Source organism: Corynebacterium tuingiense (assembly GCF_046718165.1).
Classification (GTDB): Bacteria; Actinomycetota; Actinomycetes; order Mycobacteriales; family Mycobacteriaceae; genus Corynebacterium.
This window is the reverse complement of sequence record NZ_CP177101.1, coordinates 1209463-1225649: the sequence shown is the minus strand read 5'-3', so window position 1 is coordinate 1225649 and position 16187 is coordinate 1209463. Positions and strand designations below refer to the sequence as shown.

Below are 16187 nucleotides of genomic sequence, written 5' to 3'. Positions count from 1 at the left end.
GGCCTTAGGCCAAGAGGTCCGCGCCAGGCCTAGATAGCACGGCGACCAAGAAGGTGGAATGCTCCGAAAATAGCTTCATGTCCCAGGAAGAAAACGTGAAGTCAACGCGGTAGCCCACCTTCTGCGCCATATCGAGGAAGTCCTGGAAGTCCCATCCGCGGCCTTCCCCAAAGCCGGTGACGAAGCGCCCTCCGGGGGTCAGCGAGTTAAAAATATTTCGCAGTGCTTGCTCGCGGCCGTCCACGGCCAAAAAGCCCATGACGTTTCCTGCGGAAACAGCCAAGTCAAAGGGGCCTTCAGGAACCTCTTCCGTGCACAGGTCCCCGACGAACCACTCGCCGTCGGGGAAGTCATGTTCGGCGTGTTCGATCAAAATGGGGTCCACGTCAATGCCCACCACGCTGTGACCGCGGCGCAGCAATTCCCCGCCGACGCGGCCGGTTCCACAGCCGGCGTCGAGGATGGTGGAATTGCGCTCCACCATGGCATCGACAAGCCGGGCCTCCCCATGAATGTCTTTGCCCTGCGCCTCCAGCATCTTCCATTTGCGGGCGAAATTATGGGAGTGGGCGGGATTGGCTTCGGTAACTTCTTTCCACGTTGGCATAGATTCGATTATATTACCCACCGTCGGTGTAAGCTTTACCCGCTGCGTAAAACGTGGCTCGTTTTACTACTTGATTGCGTTACTATCCGCACTACCGTGCAAAGGAGGCTGAAACGATGCCGTCCGTACCCACGCCCTTTAGGGGCCGAAAGAAATCCACGCCTCCTAGTCAGCCCTCCTTCCCGCCGGTTCCCGCGGAGCGCGCCATTGAGCACTGCCGCGTCTTCGTCGATGGTGAGGCCCTACCCGGCGAGTATTCCGCACATTCCGCCCTGGAAACCGTGGCGGAATATGGCCGCGGGTTTGTCTGGGTGGGCCTGCATGAGCCTTATGAATCTCAGATGACGAAGATCGCCTCGCAATTTGGCATCCACGAGCTCATCGTGGAAGACGCCGTTATGGCCCACCAGCGCCCTAAGCTAGAGCGCTACGATGACCAGCTCTTTGTGGTGGCCCGCTCGGTGAATTACCGCGACCACGATGAGGTGCAAGATAAGCGCCAGATCATTTCTACAGGCGAAATCCAGATGATTATGGGCTCTAACTTCATCATCACCGTTCGCCACGGTGCGAAGCTGCCCAATCTGGCCTACACGGTCGAAGACGAGCAGGACTTGGTGGAGCTCGGCCCCGTCGCCATGGCCTGGAAGATCCTGGACATGATGGTGGACCGCTACTCCGAGGTCGCCCGCCTGATTAGCGATGAAGTCGATGAACTCGAAGAGGAAATCTTTACTCCAAACCTCAAATTCGACGTCGACCGCATTTATATGTTCAAGCGCGAAGTCTTGGAGATGAAGCACGCCATTTACCCGCTCTCTGCGGCATTAAAGGCGATGGTCTCGGATCACAAGGATCTCATCTCTAAGCAGATCCGGTCATACCTGCGCGATGTCTACGACCACGAGCTCGTGGTCAATGACTTGGTGGCCAGCTTCGATGAACGCTTGACCTCGCTTATTGATGCCTCTGTGGCCAAGGTCACTATGCAGCAAAACTCCGATATGCGCACGATCTCCGCCGTCGTCGGTATGTGGGCAGCGCCGACGCTAGTCGCCGGAATTTACGGCATGAACTTCGATATCATGCCGGAGCTGCACTGGGCCTTTGGCTATCCCATGGCAATAATCATCATGGTGGCTGTCGTCGGCGGCCTGTGGGCGTGGTTCCGGAAAAACCACTGGCTCTAGCCCTAGCTGCGTTCACTCAGAATCATGGTGCGCAGCGTGGTGCGGGCGATGAGTGTGTCTCCTTGGCGCATTTCTACGCTCCACACGTGGGTGCGCGTGCCCAATTGAATGGGGGTGGCCACAGCTTCTAACTCGCCCTCCCCCGTCGCCCTGATGAAGTCCGTGGAGTTATTGACCCCCATCGCCGGGGCATCGGCAGCCGCGACGCTGGCAAGGGAGGCCACCGTTTCCGCGATGGTGCAATATAGCCCGCCATTCGCCACGCCCCACGGCTGGTGATGCTGTGGAGTCACGGTAAGGCGCGCGCGGGCCTCGGATGGGCCCACGCGGTCGAAGGTAAGGCCGATGAACTCAGCAAGCCCGCCGTTGACCGAATTTAGTTCCTCCAGCTCTTCCTCGTTGAGCAGGCGCGTATGTGCGGTATGAAGCAAGTCATTGAGTATCTGGGTATCTGACATAGTCTTTAAGCTTAGCCGCCAGCGCGGCGAAAGCGCGGCGGTGACGTAGGATAGGCACCATGACTGAAAAGAACGAACTCGCGCACATTGGTGTTGTCGGCCTGGCGGTAATGGGCTCTAACCTCGCCCGCAACTTTGCCCGCAATGGCAATACCGTCGCCGTCTATAATCGCAGCCCGGAAAAGACCCACGCCCTCATTGAGGCCCACGGCGACGAAGGAAACTTTATCCCTTCCGAATCCATCGCGGATTTCGTCGCTTCCCTGGAGCGCCCCCGCAAGGCCATCATCATGGTGCAGGCGGGCAAGGCCACCGATGCGGTCATTGATCAGCTTGCCGATGCCATGGATGACGGCGATATCATCATCGATGGCGGCAACGCGCTGTTTACGGATACCATTCGCCGCGAAAAGGAAGTGGCCGAGCGCGGCAAGCACTTCGTAGGCGCGGGCATTTCCGGCGGCGAGGAAGGCGCCTTGAACGGCCCGTCCATCATGCCCGGTGGGCCTGCTGAGTCCTGGGAGACCTTAGGCCCCATCCTGGAGTCCATCGCCGCCGAGGTAGATGGCACCCCGTGCGTGACCCACATCGGCCCGGATGGCGCCGGCCACTTTGTCAAAATGGTCCACAATGGCATCGAGTACGCCGATATGCAGGTCATCGGCGAGGCCTACCAGCTGCTGCGCTACGGCGCGGGCATGGAGCCGGCCGAAATCGCGGAGATCTTCAAGGAGTGGAACTCCGGCGACTTGGATTCTTATCTCATTGAGATCACCGCCGAGGTACTCGCCCAGAAGGATCCGGATACGGGTGCCCCGCTTGTCGATGTCATCTTGGACGCCGCCGGCCAGAAAGGCACCGGCCGCTGGACCGCCATCAACGGCCTCGAATTGGGCGTGCCGATTACCGGCATTGCCGAGTCCGTCTTTGCCCGCGCACTGTCTTCTTCTAGCCAGCAGCGCGCCGCCGCGCAGGAGGGCCAGCTTCCGGCAGGCACGAACGCGGACTTCGACATCGACAAGGATGCCTTCATCGAAGACGTTCGCCGCGCCCTCTATGCCGCCAAGCTCATCGCCTACTCCCAGGGCTTCGATGAGATCAAGGCCGGTTCAGCCGAATTCGGCTGGGATGTCGATCCGCGCGATCTGGCCACCATCTGGCGCGGCGGCTGCATCATCCGCGCCAAGTTCTTAGACCGCATCCGCGAGGCATTTGATAACAACCCAGAGCTGCCCGCCCTCATCCTGGATCCCTACTTCAAGGGCGAGCTGGAAGACCTCATCGAACCGTGGCGCCGCGTCGTCGTCGCGGCAACCCAGATGGGCCTGCCCGCTCCGGTCTTTGCCTCTTCGCTGTCCTACTATGACAGCCTGCGCGCCACGCGCCTGCCCGCCGCCCTAATCCAGGGTCAGCGCGATTTCTTTGGTGCACACACCTTCAAGCGCACCGATAAGCCCGGCACCTTCCACGTCGAGTGGTCCGGCGACCGCAGCCTGACGCAGACGGACTAAGTACTGCAAATAAAGGGCGAGGACCTGCACGGTGCAGGTCCTCCCCTTTTTGATACCTGGATTTAGACCAAGCCCAGCCACGACCAATAGGTGGCAGACAGCAGCAGGATGAGCAGGTACCCGACGATGGTCAGCGGGATACCGGAGCGTAGGAATTGCTTGGTGCTAAAGGCACCGGTGCCATAGGCCAGCATATTCTGCGGCGCCGAGACGGGCAGCAAGAATCCGAAGCAGATGACGAACTGCTGGATGACTACGAAGCCGATGCCGCCGTTGGGCACATCCAGCGTGGAGGCCAAGGCAATAAAGACCGGGATGAGCGCGGAGGCCAGCGACGTAGCCGAGGCAAAGCCCAAGTGGATGAGGATATTAAATAGCGATACTAGTGCAATCGTTGCCAGAATCGGCAGCGAGTCCAAGCCCATCAGTCCAAAGGTCTTTTCTGAAAGCCACGTTGCGGCGCCCGTATCCAGCAGGAACGAGCCGAGGGAAATGCCGATGGCAAAGACGATGAGGGTACCCCAGCTCACGGACTTTTGCGCCTCTGGCCAGGTAAATACGCCGATCTTGGGCAGCAGCATCAAGGCGACGGCCACCGCGGTAATGACGGCCGAGCTAATCGGGTGCAGTAGTCCCTCCGTGGCCCAGAAAAAGAGCAGGAGGAGGGAAAACCCGATTAGCCTTTTCTCTTCGGGCGAGGTGGGCCCGAGGTCCTCTAGCTGCTTGGCGATGAGCTCCTTTCCTCCCTCAATGCGTTCCGTTTCCGGTTTGATGACGGCGCGCATGATGAAGTACAGCGCGATGGACATCAGGATGGACCAGGGCGCGGCCCAAATAAACCACTGCCCCCAGGAGACCGACTGCCCCATTTGATCCTCAATAAATCCCACCGCCACGAGGTTTTGGGCGGCGGCGGTTTTAATGCCTACGTTCCAGATTGAGACGGCCTGCGCTGCGGTAATGACGAGTAGGGCGCCCAGCTTCGACTCATAAGATAGGCCGAAAGCGGCCACCATACCGAGCAAGATGGGTACCACGGCGCCCGCACGCGCGGTGGCAGAGGGAACGAAGAAGGCCAAGATGATGGCGATCGCGATGGCGCCGATAACGATGTGGGAGGTCTTCTCCCCCGCGATCTTCAGCACGTACAGGGCAATCCGTTTGTGCAGCCCCGTTGCCTGCATCGCTCCGGCCAAGATCAGCGCCGCAGCCACAAGCGCTACCGCAGACGAGGAAAAGCCAGCCATCGCGACCTTGAGGGCGTTGGAGGTGCCGTAGATGCCATCGGATTCTGGATCCGGCCCGAGGCCCAACAACAGGGAGATAAGGCCGACGATCAGCAAGGCGCTCACAGGATAGCTCACGGCCTCGGTCACCCACATGATCACCGCGAATGCCAGCATGCCTAGGGCCACTTTGGCGGGCCAGTCGAGCCCCGGAATCGGGATAAGTAAGACGGCCGCTAAGGCCACGAAGGCCAGCGCGAACCACAAGGCGTCAAGGTGAAACCTCTCCTTCTTCGTGGGCTCTGATGAATCCTGCGGCGAGGGGTCGGCAGAAGAACTGGCCGTGGATGCTTGTGCTTGAGCCATGGGAGGACTCCTTAACAGTTCGGTGTGCCCCTGGAAGGGGCCGGTGAGTGGAGGAATAAATCTTGCGTGCTTCCCAGCACCACCTTCCACGTTAGGTAATAACCAGTGAAATACCTAAAGCAGAGCCCTATTTTTGCTATGGCATTTCTCACTTGTTCCGTCGCCCGCCAATCGTGCGCTGTCCGATGCGGGGTTTTGCGCACCCACCAGTTAGAATTGCCCAACGATGACTACTTTTGCCGAACTCGGCTTACCTCAGCGCGTGGTTCACGTTTTACATGACCAAGGGATCACGGAAGCATTTCCCATCCAAGCCGCAGCGATCCCGGATGTACTCGCGGGCAAAGACGTACTTGGCCGCGGTCCTACCGGTTCCGGAAAGACCTTTACCTTCGGGCTTCCCACGTTGGCCCGATTGGCTGGCTCGGGTGCCTCGACCCCGGGACAGCCCCGAGCAGTAGTTCTCGCCCCCACCCGCGAGTTAGCGACGCAGATCCAGCAACGCCTCGATGAACCCGCCGCGGCATTAGGGCTGCGAGTCCTCGCGGTGGTCGGCGGTGTCAATATCAACCACCACATCCGCTCTCTTGCGCGTCCAGTGGATCTCTTGGTCGCCACACCTGGTCGCGCCCAGGATCTCATCGCCCAAGGCAAGCTGTCATTCGACAAGGTACAGATCACCACTTTGGACGAGGCGGACCAGATGGCCGATATGGGGTTTCTTCCCCAGGTGCGCAAGCTTTTAAACTACACCCCGCCCACCGGTCAGCGGCTGCTTTTCTCTGCGACCCTTGATGGGGACGTTAATAAGCTCGTCGAGCAATTCCTGCACGATCCAGTGGTCCACTCCACCGCTCCAGTCGCAGCAGCGGTGGAATCGATGTCGCACCACCTGTTTTTCGTGGGCGATCGCCCTGCGCGCAACGAGGTGGTGATGCGCATCGCCGCGCGCGCGGGCAAGACCATCATGTTTATGCGTACCAAGCACGGCGTGGATAGGCAGGTGAAAAAGCTAAGGCGCGTCGGCATCAACGCCTATCCACTGCACGGAGATAAGGGTCAGGGCGCGCGCACCCGCGCCATTTCTGGCTTTGCCGATGGCTCCATTCCAGTCCTCGTTGCCACCGATATTGCGGCCCGCGGCATCGATATTGCAGACGTTTCTCTCGTCGTCCACGTGGATCCTCCGGCAGAACACAAGGCCTACCTGCACCGCGCCGGACGAACGGCGCGCGGCGGCGCAACAGGCACGGTGGTTACCCTGGTCACCGACGAACAGCGCTCAGAAGTAGCTGCACTCATCAAAAAGGCCGGTGTGAGCGCTACCGAACACGATATTTCCCACCGCGATAACCCCGCCGGCGCGCCCGAGCTGCGCACGGTCACCGGCGCCCGCAAGCCGCACGGACCGGCCCTTCCACCACCGGGTCAAGACGGTTCTCATGGCTCGGACCAGCAACAAAAGAAACAACCCCCACGCCAACAGAAGCGGCAGGTTGGTGGAGCCAGGAGGGGTAAGGGGCGGCGTCGCTAAGCGCTAGCGCAACAGAAAGGAGGATTCGCGCGTGCAGGTTTTATCTACCGCTGATTGGACAGCCCGCATGAATGAGCACGAGCGGCGGGCGGCTGACCGCTTGGAAAGGTTTCGCCATCCGGGCAGCTATCACCCCGTGTTTGATTTTCTCTTTGAGTACTACCCTGTCCGCCCGTCGCATCTAAAGCGCTGGCATCCGGGCATCGACACGGCGCTCGAGGGTGACGCGCCGCAGGCTAGCTGGCGCGATTACCACGAGACTGCGGACGGCATCACCGTGGACGTGGAGTCCTACATGCAACGCCGCGGCAGTTCCGTTGACTATATTTTGGATCTGCTGCGGCGCTCTTCCACCAACCCGGTGCACTTTGATTGCTTTGGCCTGCATGAATGGGCGATGGTTTACCACACCGATTCCCCGCGCCACGATCTCCCGCTGCGCTTGGGCGCAGAAGGAACCAACCGCGTCGTTGATACTCACTCCCTTAAGTGCTCGCATTATGATGCGTTCCGTTTCTTTACCCCGCCAGCGCGTCCGCTCAACTTGACGGTGCTCAATCGTGAGGATCAACCGGCCAACGACCAGGCAGCCTGCGTGCACGTGACCATGGATCTTTATAAATGGGCGTGGAAGCTCGGTCCCTTGGTCCCAGGAGATCTCTTCCTCGATTGCCTGGACCTGGCTATCGATGCCCGCATCCTTGACATGGAGGCCTCTCCGTACGATTGCCGTAATTGGGGCCTTGGGGTAGTTCCTATTGAAACACCAGAGGGTAAGGCGACGTATGTCAATCGTCAACGAGGCCTAGCGCAGCGGGCGCAACCGCTGCGTGAGCGGCTTGTCGCAGTAATGGAAAGGGCTTATTGCCAGTTACACTAGATTAAACGCATCTTGCGCTGGCTCGGGAGTTTTGGAGAAAGGCACTATATGGCACGGCACTCAAACGGGGAAAACAGATTCGCACTAGCCGGCTGGGTTATTGCGGTCACTATCATCGCAATCATTGCCGTCATCACACCATTGATTTTTCTGTTGCGCGCTGGGGATGACTCTGGAGAGCCTACAGCCGCAGAAACCGCGTCCCAATCCCCCGTGGAAAGCAGCCCAGGAAACTCCTCGTCCGCTCCTGGGGAGTCGGACGACGGCGAAGAGGGCAAAGAGGCTTCCTCCTCCACCGTGGACATGGCACCCAATACTCTCCTCCTCGTTGATACTTCTGCGAATATGACCGCGATGTTTGATGCAACGCAACAGGCGCTATCTGGCACTGCGGAAAAATTGAGTGACAACAATAGTCAGGTAGCCTTGTGGAACTATTCTTCTCCCATTTCGGAGGCCGCGGCGGTAGGCTACCGCGATAACCTCGGATTCGGCGATGGCTCTGCGGTTCCGGATACGCTCGCGGCACTCGGCACCGGTGGTGTGCCGCAATCGCGCAGCGCTACAATCGCCGCACTGAATACCGCAGCGGATCAAGCCGCTGACACCAACCGAAAGACACGGGTCGTCCTCGTTACGACCGGTACTAAGCTCGACATAGACGATGCCCAGTTTGCAGCCTCCCTTGACGGTGCCAAGTCAGACAACGTAGAGCTATCCGTTGTCCACGTGGGCCCAGGGGAAGTCGATGAACAGCTAAAGGACGCTGCTGACAACTTCACTAGTGTCGATGCGGGTACGCAAAAGGACCTCAACGCTGCGATGGATAAGGCCGCTGGGGTTTAACCAAAAAGTTCTCCCTCCACCCCCGTGAGCTGGGGTCTGGAGGGAGAACTTTTAGGAAGACTTAGGAGCTCTTGCGGTTGCGGCGAGCGGCAAGCTCATCGAGGCCAACCACATTGTCATCGGGCAATTCCTCGATGCGCTCTGCAGGGAACGACGTAATTGTGCCGGACAGTTCCTTCAAGATTCCCGGCACTGCGATGCCGAAGACACCCTGACCGCCGGCGAGAAGGTCAATGACCTCATCATTGGAGCGGCACTCGTACACGGTGGTGCCATCAGAGACGAGGGTGAGCTCCGCCAAATCATTGACGCCGCGGTCATGCAACGATTCCACGGCCAAGCGGATATTTTGCAGGGAAATACCGGTGTCGAGCAGGCGCTTGACAATCTTGAGGACCAAAACGTCCTTGAAAGAATATAGGCGCTGCGAGCCCGAGCCGCGGGCGGTGCGAATGGAGGGATTGACCAAGTTGGTGCGTGCCCAGTAGTCCAACTGGCGGTAGGTGATGCCAGCAACTTGGCAGGCGATGGGCACGCGGTACCCCACTTCTTTGTCCGGCCCCACATCAAAGAGGGATTCTTGGACGTACTGGGACTCGGACTGAGTGTCCTCGGTGATGCTCACGTAATTACTCCAATGGGGTTTGTTGGAAGCTCTAAAGATCAATTAAATGCCAAGCGCACACCCCCGTCAAGCGGTGGCTGCTTAACCTTCGAGTACAACTTTAGACTTTAAAAACCACATTGTCACCATTAGTCACACGCGTGTCATTAATTTTTTCCGTCTTCTTCCCCCGTGTGGAAATCGGATTCATCCATGCCAAGGCTGCGCATCATCTCTTCAAAATCGGCATCGGCCTGCGCGTTTCCAGATGCAGAGGTGCTTTCCTCAGCAGAGGAAGCATCGCTATCTCGCCCGTCCTGGGTGGGGGTAGGAAGTTCAAGGTCGAAGTATTCCTTGATGTCCTCCTCGCTGGCGAAAACGGATACCTGCGCCAAAAGCGCAGACTCTGCAAGAATGGGTACCTTAAAGTGGTCAGCTACCGCCAAGGCATCACTTACACGAGCATCAAAAACCTCGCCTTGCGCGGTCTGAATATCCACCATGAATGTGCCTTGATGGTGGTTAACAATCTCGATGGCCTCGACGCCACCTGCAGCCTCCAAGACCTCACAGAGAAGATCGTGAGTCGTGGGGCGGTTCGGGCGCTGGTCAGCAAAAACTGCTGCCAATTGGATTCCGTCTACGGCTGAGAGCCAGATGGGAATGAGGCGATTTTCTTCGGGCCAACGCAGCAGTGCGCAGACATCATCTTCTGGCCCAAGCTGGTGAATGCCGTGAAATTCAAGGGTTACATCACTCATAGCTATTACTCTCCCACACGGGAGGCGGCCATGGTGAGTTAGGCGTTAAATTCGTGGCGCAAATCCGTCTTAACCAAGGTGGCATGCAAAGAAACCACTAGCGCCGTCATCTGCTGGGATAGTTCTTCTGCCTGCTGGTGCGCGGTATCGGAATTCGAGTGCGCCACGGGGGCTGCGACCTGGGAGATTAAATCCGCCTGGCGGCGGGCGCTATTGCGCAGGGACTTCAGCTGGCTAGCGCTAAACCCGAAAGCCTGCAACGCCACTGCGGCGGAGGCAATGGCCACGTCGTCGGTATTGAAAAAGCCCGCGGCATCCGGCTTAATCAGTTTATCTTTGATAAAGGTGGCAATATCCGCCTCGGATGCGCCGGCTTGCTCTGCTACCTCGGCATCGGTCAGGCGCGTTACCGCGGGAGCCTTGAACTGTTGCGGGGAAAGCAAGGTCTCTGCATTGCCAGCAGAAACAATGGCGGTAACCTGGCCGGAATCCATTGCTTCCAGCTGCTCGCGGATGACCTTGAGCGGGGTATAGTTATCCCGCTGGGTGGTCAAGATGTAGCGCAGCCTATCCACGTCTTCCTGCGTGAACCGGCGGTAGCCGGAGGCGGTGCGCTGGGGAGAAATCAGCCCCTCTGATTCGAGGAAGCGGATTTTAGACACAGTGACATCAGGAAATTGCTGATTCAGCGTTTCTAAGACCACACCAATGGACATGGTCTTAGCCTTCTTCGTGTTCGGGCTCTTGCGGCGAGCTGTTGCCGCCGCGGATTCTGCTGCGCTCACTGTGTCTATCTCTTTAAAGTGTCTCAGTAGTCGTTGGATATAAAAGGAGACTAAACCGTTTTAACCAAGGCCGGCAAAACGGTTTGTCTGCTGCAGTATTAATCCTGCTTGGTGATGAAGACGAGGCGGAATTTACCGATCTGAATCTCATCTCCCACCTCGAGGGCCTGCGAATTGCGCGGCTCGCGGTTGACGTAGGTACCGTTCAGGGATCCCACGTCTACTACCTCGAATTGACCCTCATCATTCTTGCGGAATTCAGCGTGGCGGCGGGAGACGGTGACATCATCCAGGAAGATATCTGCCTCTGGGTGCCGACCAGCCGTAGTGGTGTCTTGATCCAGCAAGAAGCGGGCTCCAGCATTGGAGCCGCGCTTGACGACGAGCAACGCCTGGCCATCCTCCAAGTTTTCCGTACCTACCGCAGAGGTCTCGGTTCCCTTGGTGCCATTTTCCATTTCCTTGAGCAGGTCAGCGCGGAATACAGAGGTGGTCTCCACCTGTGGTTCCGGGGTTCCGGTGTTCTCGCTCATTGTTACCTCCGGGGATTAGTTTTGAGTTACTTATACCAATAATAGCGACTCTTCCGAGTCTGTGATCTCTCAGTGGGCAATTATTTCACCGGAAAATGTTTCCGATGCCGCTCAACACGGAATTTCCCTGCCCCGCAAGGGGGTTATCAGAGACCATATAGGTCCACGTTGCGCTTGGACGGTTCAATCCTGAGTCTGCAAGGTGTGCCCCCTCAGAGTCAATAGGCACCTGTCTGAAGGTCTCTACTGACTGATCCACCGCCCGCTGCGCCAAGTCCTTAAACTCGCGCACCGCAATGCGGTGATATTCATCGATCGGGGTCTCGCGCGCGATGGCGCGCAGGTGAATGGATTCGCGCACATCATCGAGCAGCTCGAGGTGGTCTGCCCAGCCCATGTCCAGGTGATACAGCATGATTTCGCGCGCTGCCTGGATGCGCGCCGCCTCCGGGATATCCGCAAGCTCGCTCGCCCGCTCTGGGGCGCGCTCGGCTAGTTCCTGCCAGGCTTGGTCCGTATCCAATAGCGTTGCACGGCGCTTATCGATGATGATGCGCTGATCCGCCAAGAGCTGGTTATACTTCCAGGTCTGGGCGTGAATCTCTAGCAACTGGCCCTCTGTCACCCGCTGGCAATGGGCGACAAAGTCCTGCACCCGTTTGGATTCGATGAGCCCGCCAGGGCCAGGTTGCGCGCTGACCTTTTCCCCAGCGCCGCCTTGTTGCACCACATCATCTTCCAGGGAGACGAAAAATAGGGCCAGGCCAGGATCTCCTTGGCGCCCTGCACGCCCGCGCAGCTGATTATCGAGCCGCGCGGTGCGGTGCCGGGAGGTGCCAATCACGGCAAGGCCGCCGCGCTCGGCCACCTCATCGTGGTCGGCCTCATCGGCGCCACCAAGCTTGATGTCGGTGCCGCGGCCGGCCATTTGTGTGGAGACAGTTACCCGCCCAATATCGCCTGCTTCGGCAACTATCTGTGCCTCTTCGCGGTCATTTTTGGCGTTAAGCACGTTGACTTCGATATCGCGATCGCGCAAGGCTTCCGCCAAGTTTTCTGATTCCGCAACGTCCTGGGTTCCCACAAGCACTGGTTGACCGGCCTCGTGCAGGCGGGCAATTTCTTCTACGATTGCCACCGACTTTTCTCCTATGGTGGCAAAAATCCGATCCTGCTCATCGAAGCGCCGCAAGGGCTTGTTCCGATCGATGACGGAGACGTGCAGGTCATAAAACTGCCGCAGCTGGTCGGTGGCCTCTACCGCAGTACCCGTCATTCCGCAGACCAGCGGGTACCGGCGCATGAGTTCTTGCAGGGTAATCGTATCGAGGATGCGCCCGCCCTCTGAGACTTCCAAGCCCTCTTTGGCCTCTACCGCTGCCTGCAGCCCGTCGGGCCAGCGTTGCAGATCGGCGACGCGGCCACGGGAGGCATCGATAAGCTGCAGCTTGCCGTCCACCACGATGTAGTGAATATCGCGGATCAACAGCGCCTTTGCGTGCAGCGCTAAATTGACCTTGACCAGGACGGTGCCGATATTGTCTTCGGAATAAAGGGAATCGATGCCGAGCTCTCGCTCTACGCGGGCTGCGCCGACATCGGTAAGCTGCACCGTGCGCCCATCATCTGAGATGACGTACTCGTGGTTCTCCCGCAGCCGAGAGACCACATTGGTAATTTGCCCCGTGGGAGCCTCACCCGGGCGGTTTCCGGCCAGCACCAGCGGTACAAGGGCCTCGTCAACTAAGACGGAATCGGCTTCGTCCACCAAGGCGACATCGCCAGGAGCCTGCACCGCCTGTGCGCGTTCGGTGATCTGATTATCGCGCAAAAGGTCAAAGCCCAATTCATTAACGGGGGCGTAAATAATATTCTGTGCATAGGCCGCGCGGCGCTCATCCGCACTCATGCCCTCCGTCACGGAGGCTACCTGCAGCCCAAAAAATTCCACGACAGGCCGCATCCATTCGGCATCGCGGCTGGCCAGATAGTCATTGACCGTCACGACGTGGACGCGCTTCCCAGTCAGCGCGAAACCCGTTGCGGCCATCGCGCCGACGAGCGTCTTGCCCTCACCGGTAGCCATTTGAATGACATCGCCGGTAAGCAGTCGCAGTACCGCCTGCGATTGGACGGTAAATGGGTGCAGGCCCAGGGTGCGTTCGCACGCTACGGCCAAAGCGCCCAGGAATTGCGCCTTGTCTGCGACCTCACCGCCGCGCACCGCATCGCGGGCGGCTTGAGCCACGGCAGCATCGTCGCTCTCCGCGAATTTCTCCGCGGCGGAGCGAGCTTCATCCACGATGGCCTTGGATTTCTTATCGTTTCGCTCGCTTTGCGAGCCCATCGCTTTCCAGAACCAATCGAATGCTCCCACGACAATTCCTCCTTTAGGGACTGGCTTCCTACGACTCTAGTCAACCTCATCTGGCTTGGAACTTATGGGGCCGTTATTGTAGGTGCCATGCAATCCGTCAATGTTAAGCTGCCGTCCAGCCGAGGAACCGAGATGGCAGGAACCATCGACTTTCCTGATGCTCCCCCTCTCGCCTTCGCCGTCTTCGCGCATTGCTTTGCCGGCTCGCGCCATACCCCTGGCGCGGCCCGCACCTCGAAGCAATTAACGGAATTCGGTATCGCCACCTTGCGCTTTGATTTTCCCGGTTTGGGGCAATCAGAAGGCGAGTTCGCGGACACCACGTTTAACCAGAATGTCGACGATATCCGCGCCGCCGCGGACTGGCTAGAAGAACACTATTCCGCACCACAGATGCTCATTGGTCACTCCTTGGGCGGCGCAGCGGTGCTCAAGGCCGCCACGGCAATGAAAAAGATTCGGGCCGTTGCCACCATCGGCGCCCCCTTCGATCCGGCGCACTCCGTGCTGCACTACGCGGATAAGATCGGCGAGGTAGACGCTAATGGCGAGGTCGAGGTCGTCCTAGGCGGCAGGGCGCTGACCATTTCGCGTAAATTCCTAGAGGATTTGGCAGAAACCAACCCAGAGGAATACCTGCCGCGGTTGCGCAAGCCACTCTTGTCCCTGCATTCTCCCATCGACCAAACGGTGGGCATCGACAATGCGCAAAATATTTTCCGCATGACCCGCTATCCCAAGTCCCTCGTCTCGTTGGATAAGGCCGATCACCTGCTGACGAAACAGAGTACGGCGGCCCGCGCCGCTGATCTCATCGGTGCATGGTCGCGGCAGTTTATCGTCCCCGACTATGAACCCGAGGAAGTGGGTACGGATGCCGCCGTTGCCAGCCCTGCTATCGGCACCAAATTCGGTGTCGTGGTGCGCCACAATGATCATTCCGTTACCGCGGACCGGACCAAAAAGGAAGGCGGCAAGGGCAAGGGCTTTACCGCAACCGGCCTGCTCATGTCGGCCTTGGCAGCTGCCTCCACCCAGGCCATCAAGGAAGCCGGCAAGAAGCTTGCGCTTGACGATGTCCACGTGACCATCACCCAGACCGGTTCCACCTCTTTCGAGCGCCGCATCGAACTAAAAGGCTCCTTGGACGATTCCGAGGTCGATGCACTGCGCGTAGCCGCGCGCGATACCGACATCGAGCGCATGGCCGCCGGCGCCACCATCACCGATATCGTGGACGCCAACTAATGGTGGCCCTCAACCCCATCGCCGATTCCCGCCGCTGCCCCTGCACGAGCGGGCTGAGCTTTGGCGAATGCTGCGGCAAGTACCACGCTGGTGCCAAAGCTCCCACGGCGGAGGCCCTCATGCGGTCACGCTTTAGCGCCTTCGTCAGCGGCGATGAGGACTACCTCCTGCGCACCTGGGATCCGGTGACTCGGCCGAGCTCATTGGACTTGGCCGACTCCCCCATCCGGTTCTACCGCCTCGATATCCTCGATACCGAGCGCGGTGGCCTAGTAGACGATGAAGGCATCGTGGAATTTGAGGCCTTCTACAAGGGCGAGGCAGTGGGCTCCCAGCGGGAGCGATCGTCTTTCCGGCGCCTTAATGGCGCATGGGTCTATTCCACCGGCGAGCTTTAATGCAGGTCACGGCCTAGATTTCACTGTGGAATTATCCTGATGTAATCTAGGGCAGTCGCAACAAATAATGCGACGCCGGGCTATGGCGCAGTTTGGTAGCGCACTACACTGGGGGTGTAGGGGTCGCAGGTTCAAATCCTGTTAGCCCGACAAATTATCCCACGGCTATGGAGTAACTCCTCGGCCGTGGGATTTTCTGTATGCCTCGTCTACACCGCAAAAAGGATGGCAAGGCCTAATAGGATAAGCACCGTGGGAAATAACACGCTCTCCCACTTCTCTAGCGCTTCTGCTACGGCTGGCCGTGTGGCCACGAACTTCGCTACCGCTACAAGGCCGGCGACCAAAACGAGGAATACGATGCAGTACACCGCGATGTCTGAGGGCGAAGACGTGGTAAATACCGGCAGGTACACTCCGATATTATCGCCGCCATTGGCAAAGGTGACCCCGGCTACCGCAGCGACGCTGAGCTTCTTTCCGGAAACGTCATCGTCCTCTTCCCCGCGAAAGGCCTCCCAGGCTGCCCAGAGGCCAATGGCCAAGGGAATAAGCCCGAAAAAGCGTATCCAGTCTTCCGGAAGAATAGCGCTAAGTCCCAGGCCAAGTGCTACAGAGACCGCGAGGATCCCTAAAAATCCCAGATATTGCCCCAAAAGAATGGCTTTGGTCGTGCCCTTCCTGCCCGCGCCACGGGCAAAGAACAGCGAGAGAACAACGATATCGTCGATATTGGTGACGATAAATAAGACGATTGCGGATGCGAGAGTAGTAATCACATAATCAGCTTAACGTATCCACCGATGACAATTATCATGGAAACTTCGTGACACGACCCCTGCTATTAAAAGCGCAAACGTAGT

At 58.6% G+C, this 16187-nt stretch carries 16 protein-coding genes and 1 tRNA gene; 8 read left to right on the top strand and 9 right to left on the bottom strand.

The genetic code is table 11. The annotated features are described in order from the left end of the window. Window positions 1-4: 4 nt before the first annotated feature. Window positions 5-607: a class I SAM-dependent methyltransferase gene (locus tag ACLI1T_RS05840; protein WP_239268077.1), complete on the bottom strand. Its 603-nt coding sequence runs from the start codon at window positions 605-607 to the stop codon at window positions 5-7. 116 nt (window positions 608-723) lie between these two features. Between ACLI1T_RS05840 and corA the strand changes: the two genes are divergently transcribed. Then, window positions 724-1797: a magnesium/cobalt transporter CorA gene (gene corA, locus ACLI1T_RS05835; RefSeq protein ID WP_239268075.1), complete on the top strand. Its 1074-nt coding sequence runs from the start codon at window positions 724-726 to the stop codon at window positions 1795-1797. A gap of 2 nt (window positions 1798-1799) precedes the next feature. On the opposite strand, the gene ACLI1T_RS05830 is transcribed toward corA, so the two are convergent. Continuing rightward, window positions 1800-2255: a PaaI family thioesterase gene (locus tag ACLI1T_RS05830; protein ID WP_411702159.1), complete on the bottom strand. Its 456-nt coding sequence runs from the start codon at window positions 2253-2255 to the stop codon at window positions 1800-1802. A gap of 59 nt (window positions 2256-2314) precedes the next feature. Between ACLI1T_RS05830 and gndA the strand changes: the two genes are divergently transcribed. Beyond that, window positions 2315-3766: an NADP-dependent phosphogluconate dehydrogenase gene (gndA, locus tag ACLI1T_RS05825; protein ID WP_411702158.1), complete on the top strand. Its 1452-nt coding sequence runs from the start codon at window positions 2315-2317 to the stop codon at window positions 3764-3766. Between the two features lie 62 nt (window positions 3767-3828). Here the strand turns inward: gndA and ACLI1T_RS05820 are convergent, their stop codons facing one another. Further along, entirely contained in the window at window positions 3829-5358 is a 1530-nt protein-coding gene (locus tag ACLI1T_RS05820) for an SLC13 family permease (RefSeq protein ID WP_239275247.1), read from the bottom strand. A 226-nt stretch (window positions 5359-5584) separates the two neighbouring features. On the opposite strand from ACLI1T_RS05820, the gene ACLI1T_RS05815 reads away from it, so the two are divergent. From ACLI1T_RS05815 to ACLI1T_RS05805, 3 genes are all read left to right on the top strand, one after another. Continuing rightward, window positions 5585-6892 carry a DEAD/DEAH box helicase gene (locus ACLI1T_RS05815; RefSeq protein ID WP_239268067.1) on the top strand — a complete coding sequence of 436 codons (1308 nt, stop codon included), beginning with the start codon at window positions 5585-5587 and terminating at the stop codon, window positions 6890-6892. 67 nt (window positions 6893-6959) lie between these two features. Beyond that, on the top strand, window positions 6960-7772 hold the full coding sequence (locus ACLI1T_RS05810) for a 3-methyladenine DNA glycosylase (RefSeq protein ID WP_255716742.1): 813 nt from the start codon (window positions 6960-6962) through the stop codon (window positions 7770-7772). Between the two features lie 48 nt (window positions 7773-7820). Beyond that, window positions 7821-8618 (top strand): vWA domain-containing protein, encoded by a 798-nt coding sequence (locus tag ACLI1T_RS05805; protein WP_411702157.1) that lies wholly within the window; start codon window positions 7821-7823, stop codon window positions 8616-8618. Between the two features lie 61 nt (window positions 8619-8679). Here ACLI1T_RS05805 and ACLI1T_RS05800 read toward each other — a convergent pair whose 3' ends face one another. The 5 genes from ACLI1T_RS05800 to secA2 form a co-directional block, all read right to left on the bottom strand. Continuing rightward, complete coding sequence (locus ACLI1T_RS05800; RefSeq protein WP_411702156.1) at window positions 8680-9243, bottom strand: MerR family transcriptional regulator; 564 nt, start codon at window positions 9241-9243, stop codon at window positions 8680-8682. 146 nt (window positions 9244-9389) lie between these two features. Further along, window positions 9390-9983, bottom strand: coding sequence for a bifunctional nuclease family protein (locus ACLI1T_RS05795; RefSeq protein WP_239268062.1), 594 nt, complete (start codon window positions 9981-9983; stop codon window positions 9390-9392). Window positions 9984-10021: 38 nt separating this feature from the next. Next, a complete protein-coding gene (locus ACLI1T_RS05790) occupies window positions 10022-10768 on the bottom strand; it encodes a MerR family transcriptional regulator (RefSeq protein WP_411702155.1) in 747 nt (248 codons plus the stop codon). A gap of 98 nt (window positions 10769-10866) precedes the next feature. Beyond that, a complete protein-coding gene (gene odhI, locus ACLI1T_RS05785) occupies window positions 10867-11301 on the bottom strand; it encodes an oxoglutarate dehydrogenase inhibitor Odhl (protein ID WP_284609487.1) in 435 nt (144 codons plus the stop codon). A gap of 85 nt (window positions 11302-11386) precedes the next feature. Continuing rightward, entirely contained in the window at window positions 11387-13678 is a 2292-nt protein-coding gene (gene secA2, locus ACLI1T_RS05780) for an accessory Sec system translocase SecA2 (protein ID WP_411702154.1), read from the bottom strand. Between the two features lie 87 nt (window positions 13679-13765). Between secA2 and ACLI1T_RS05775 the strand changes: the two genes are divergently transcribed. The 3 genes from ACLI1T_RS05775 (at window position 13766) to ACLI1T_RS05765 (ending at window position 15474) form a co-directional block, all read left to right on the top strand. Continuing rightward, window positions 13766-14926 carry an alpha/beta fold hydrolase gene (locus tag ACLI1T_RS05775; protein WP_349853030.1) on the top strand — a complete coding sequence of 387 codons (1161 nt, stop codon included), beginning with the start codon at window positions 13766-13768 and terminating at the stop codon, window positions 14924-14926. After that, entirely contained in the window at window positions 14926-15324 is a 399-nt protein-coding gene (locus ACLI1T_RS05770) for a YchJ family protein (RefSeq protein WP_239268056.1), read from the top strand. The genes ACLI1T_RS05775 and ACLI1T_RS05770 overlap by 1 nt, the downstream gene beginning before the upstream one ends. A gap of 76 nt (window positions 15325-15400) precedes the next feature. Continuing rightward, a tRNA-Pro gene (locus ACLI1T_RS05765) sits at window positions 15401-15474 on the top strand. Window positions 15475-15533: 59 nt separating this feature from the next. Here ACLI1T_RS05765 and ACLI1T_RS05760 read toward each other — a convergent pair. Beyond that, window positions 15534-16103, bottom strand: a complete 570-nt coding sequence (locus ACLI1T_RS05760; RefSeq protein WP_005279264.1) for a cadmium resistance transporter — start codon at window positions 16101-16103, stop codon at window positions 15534-15536. Between the last annotated feature and the right edge of the window lie 84 nt (window positions 16104-16187).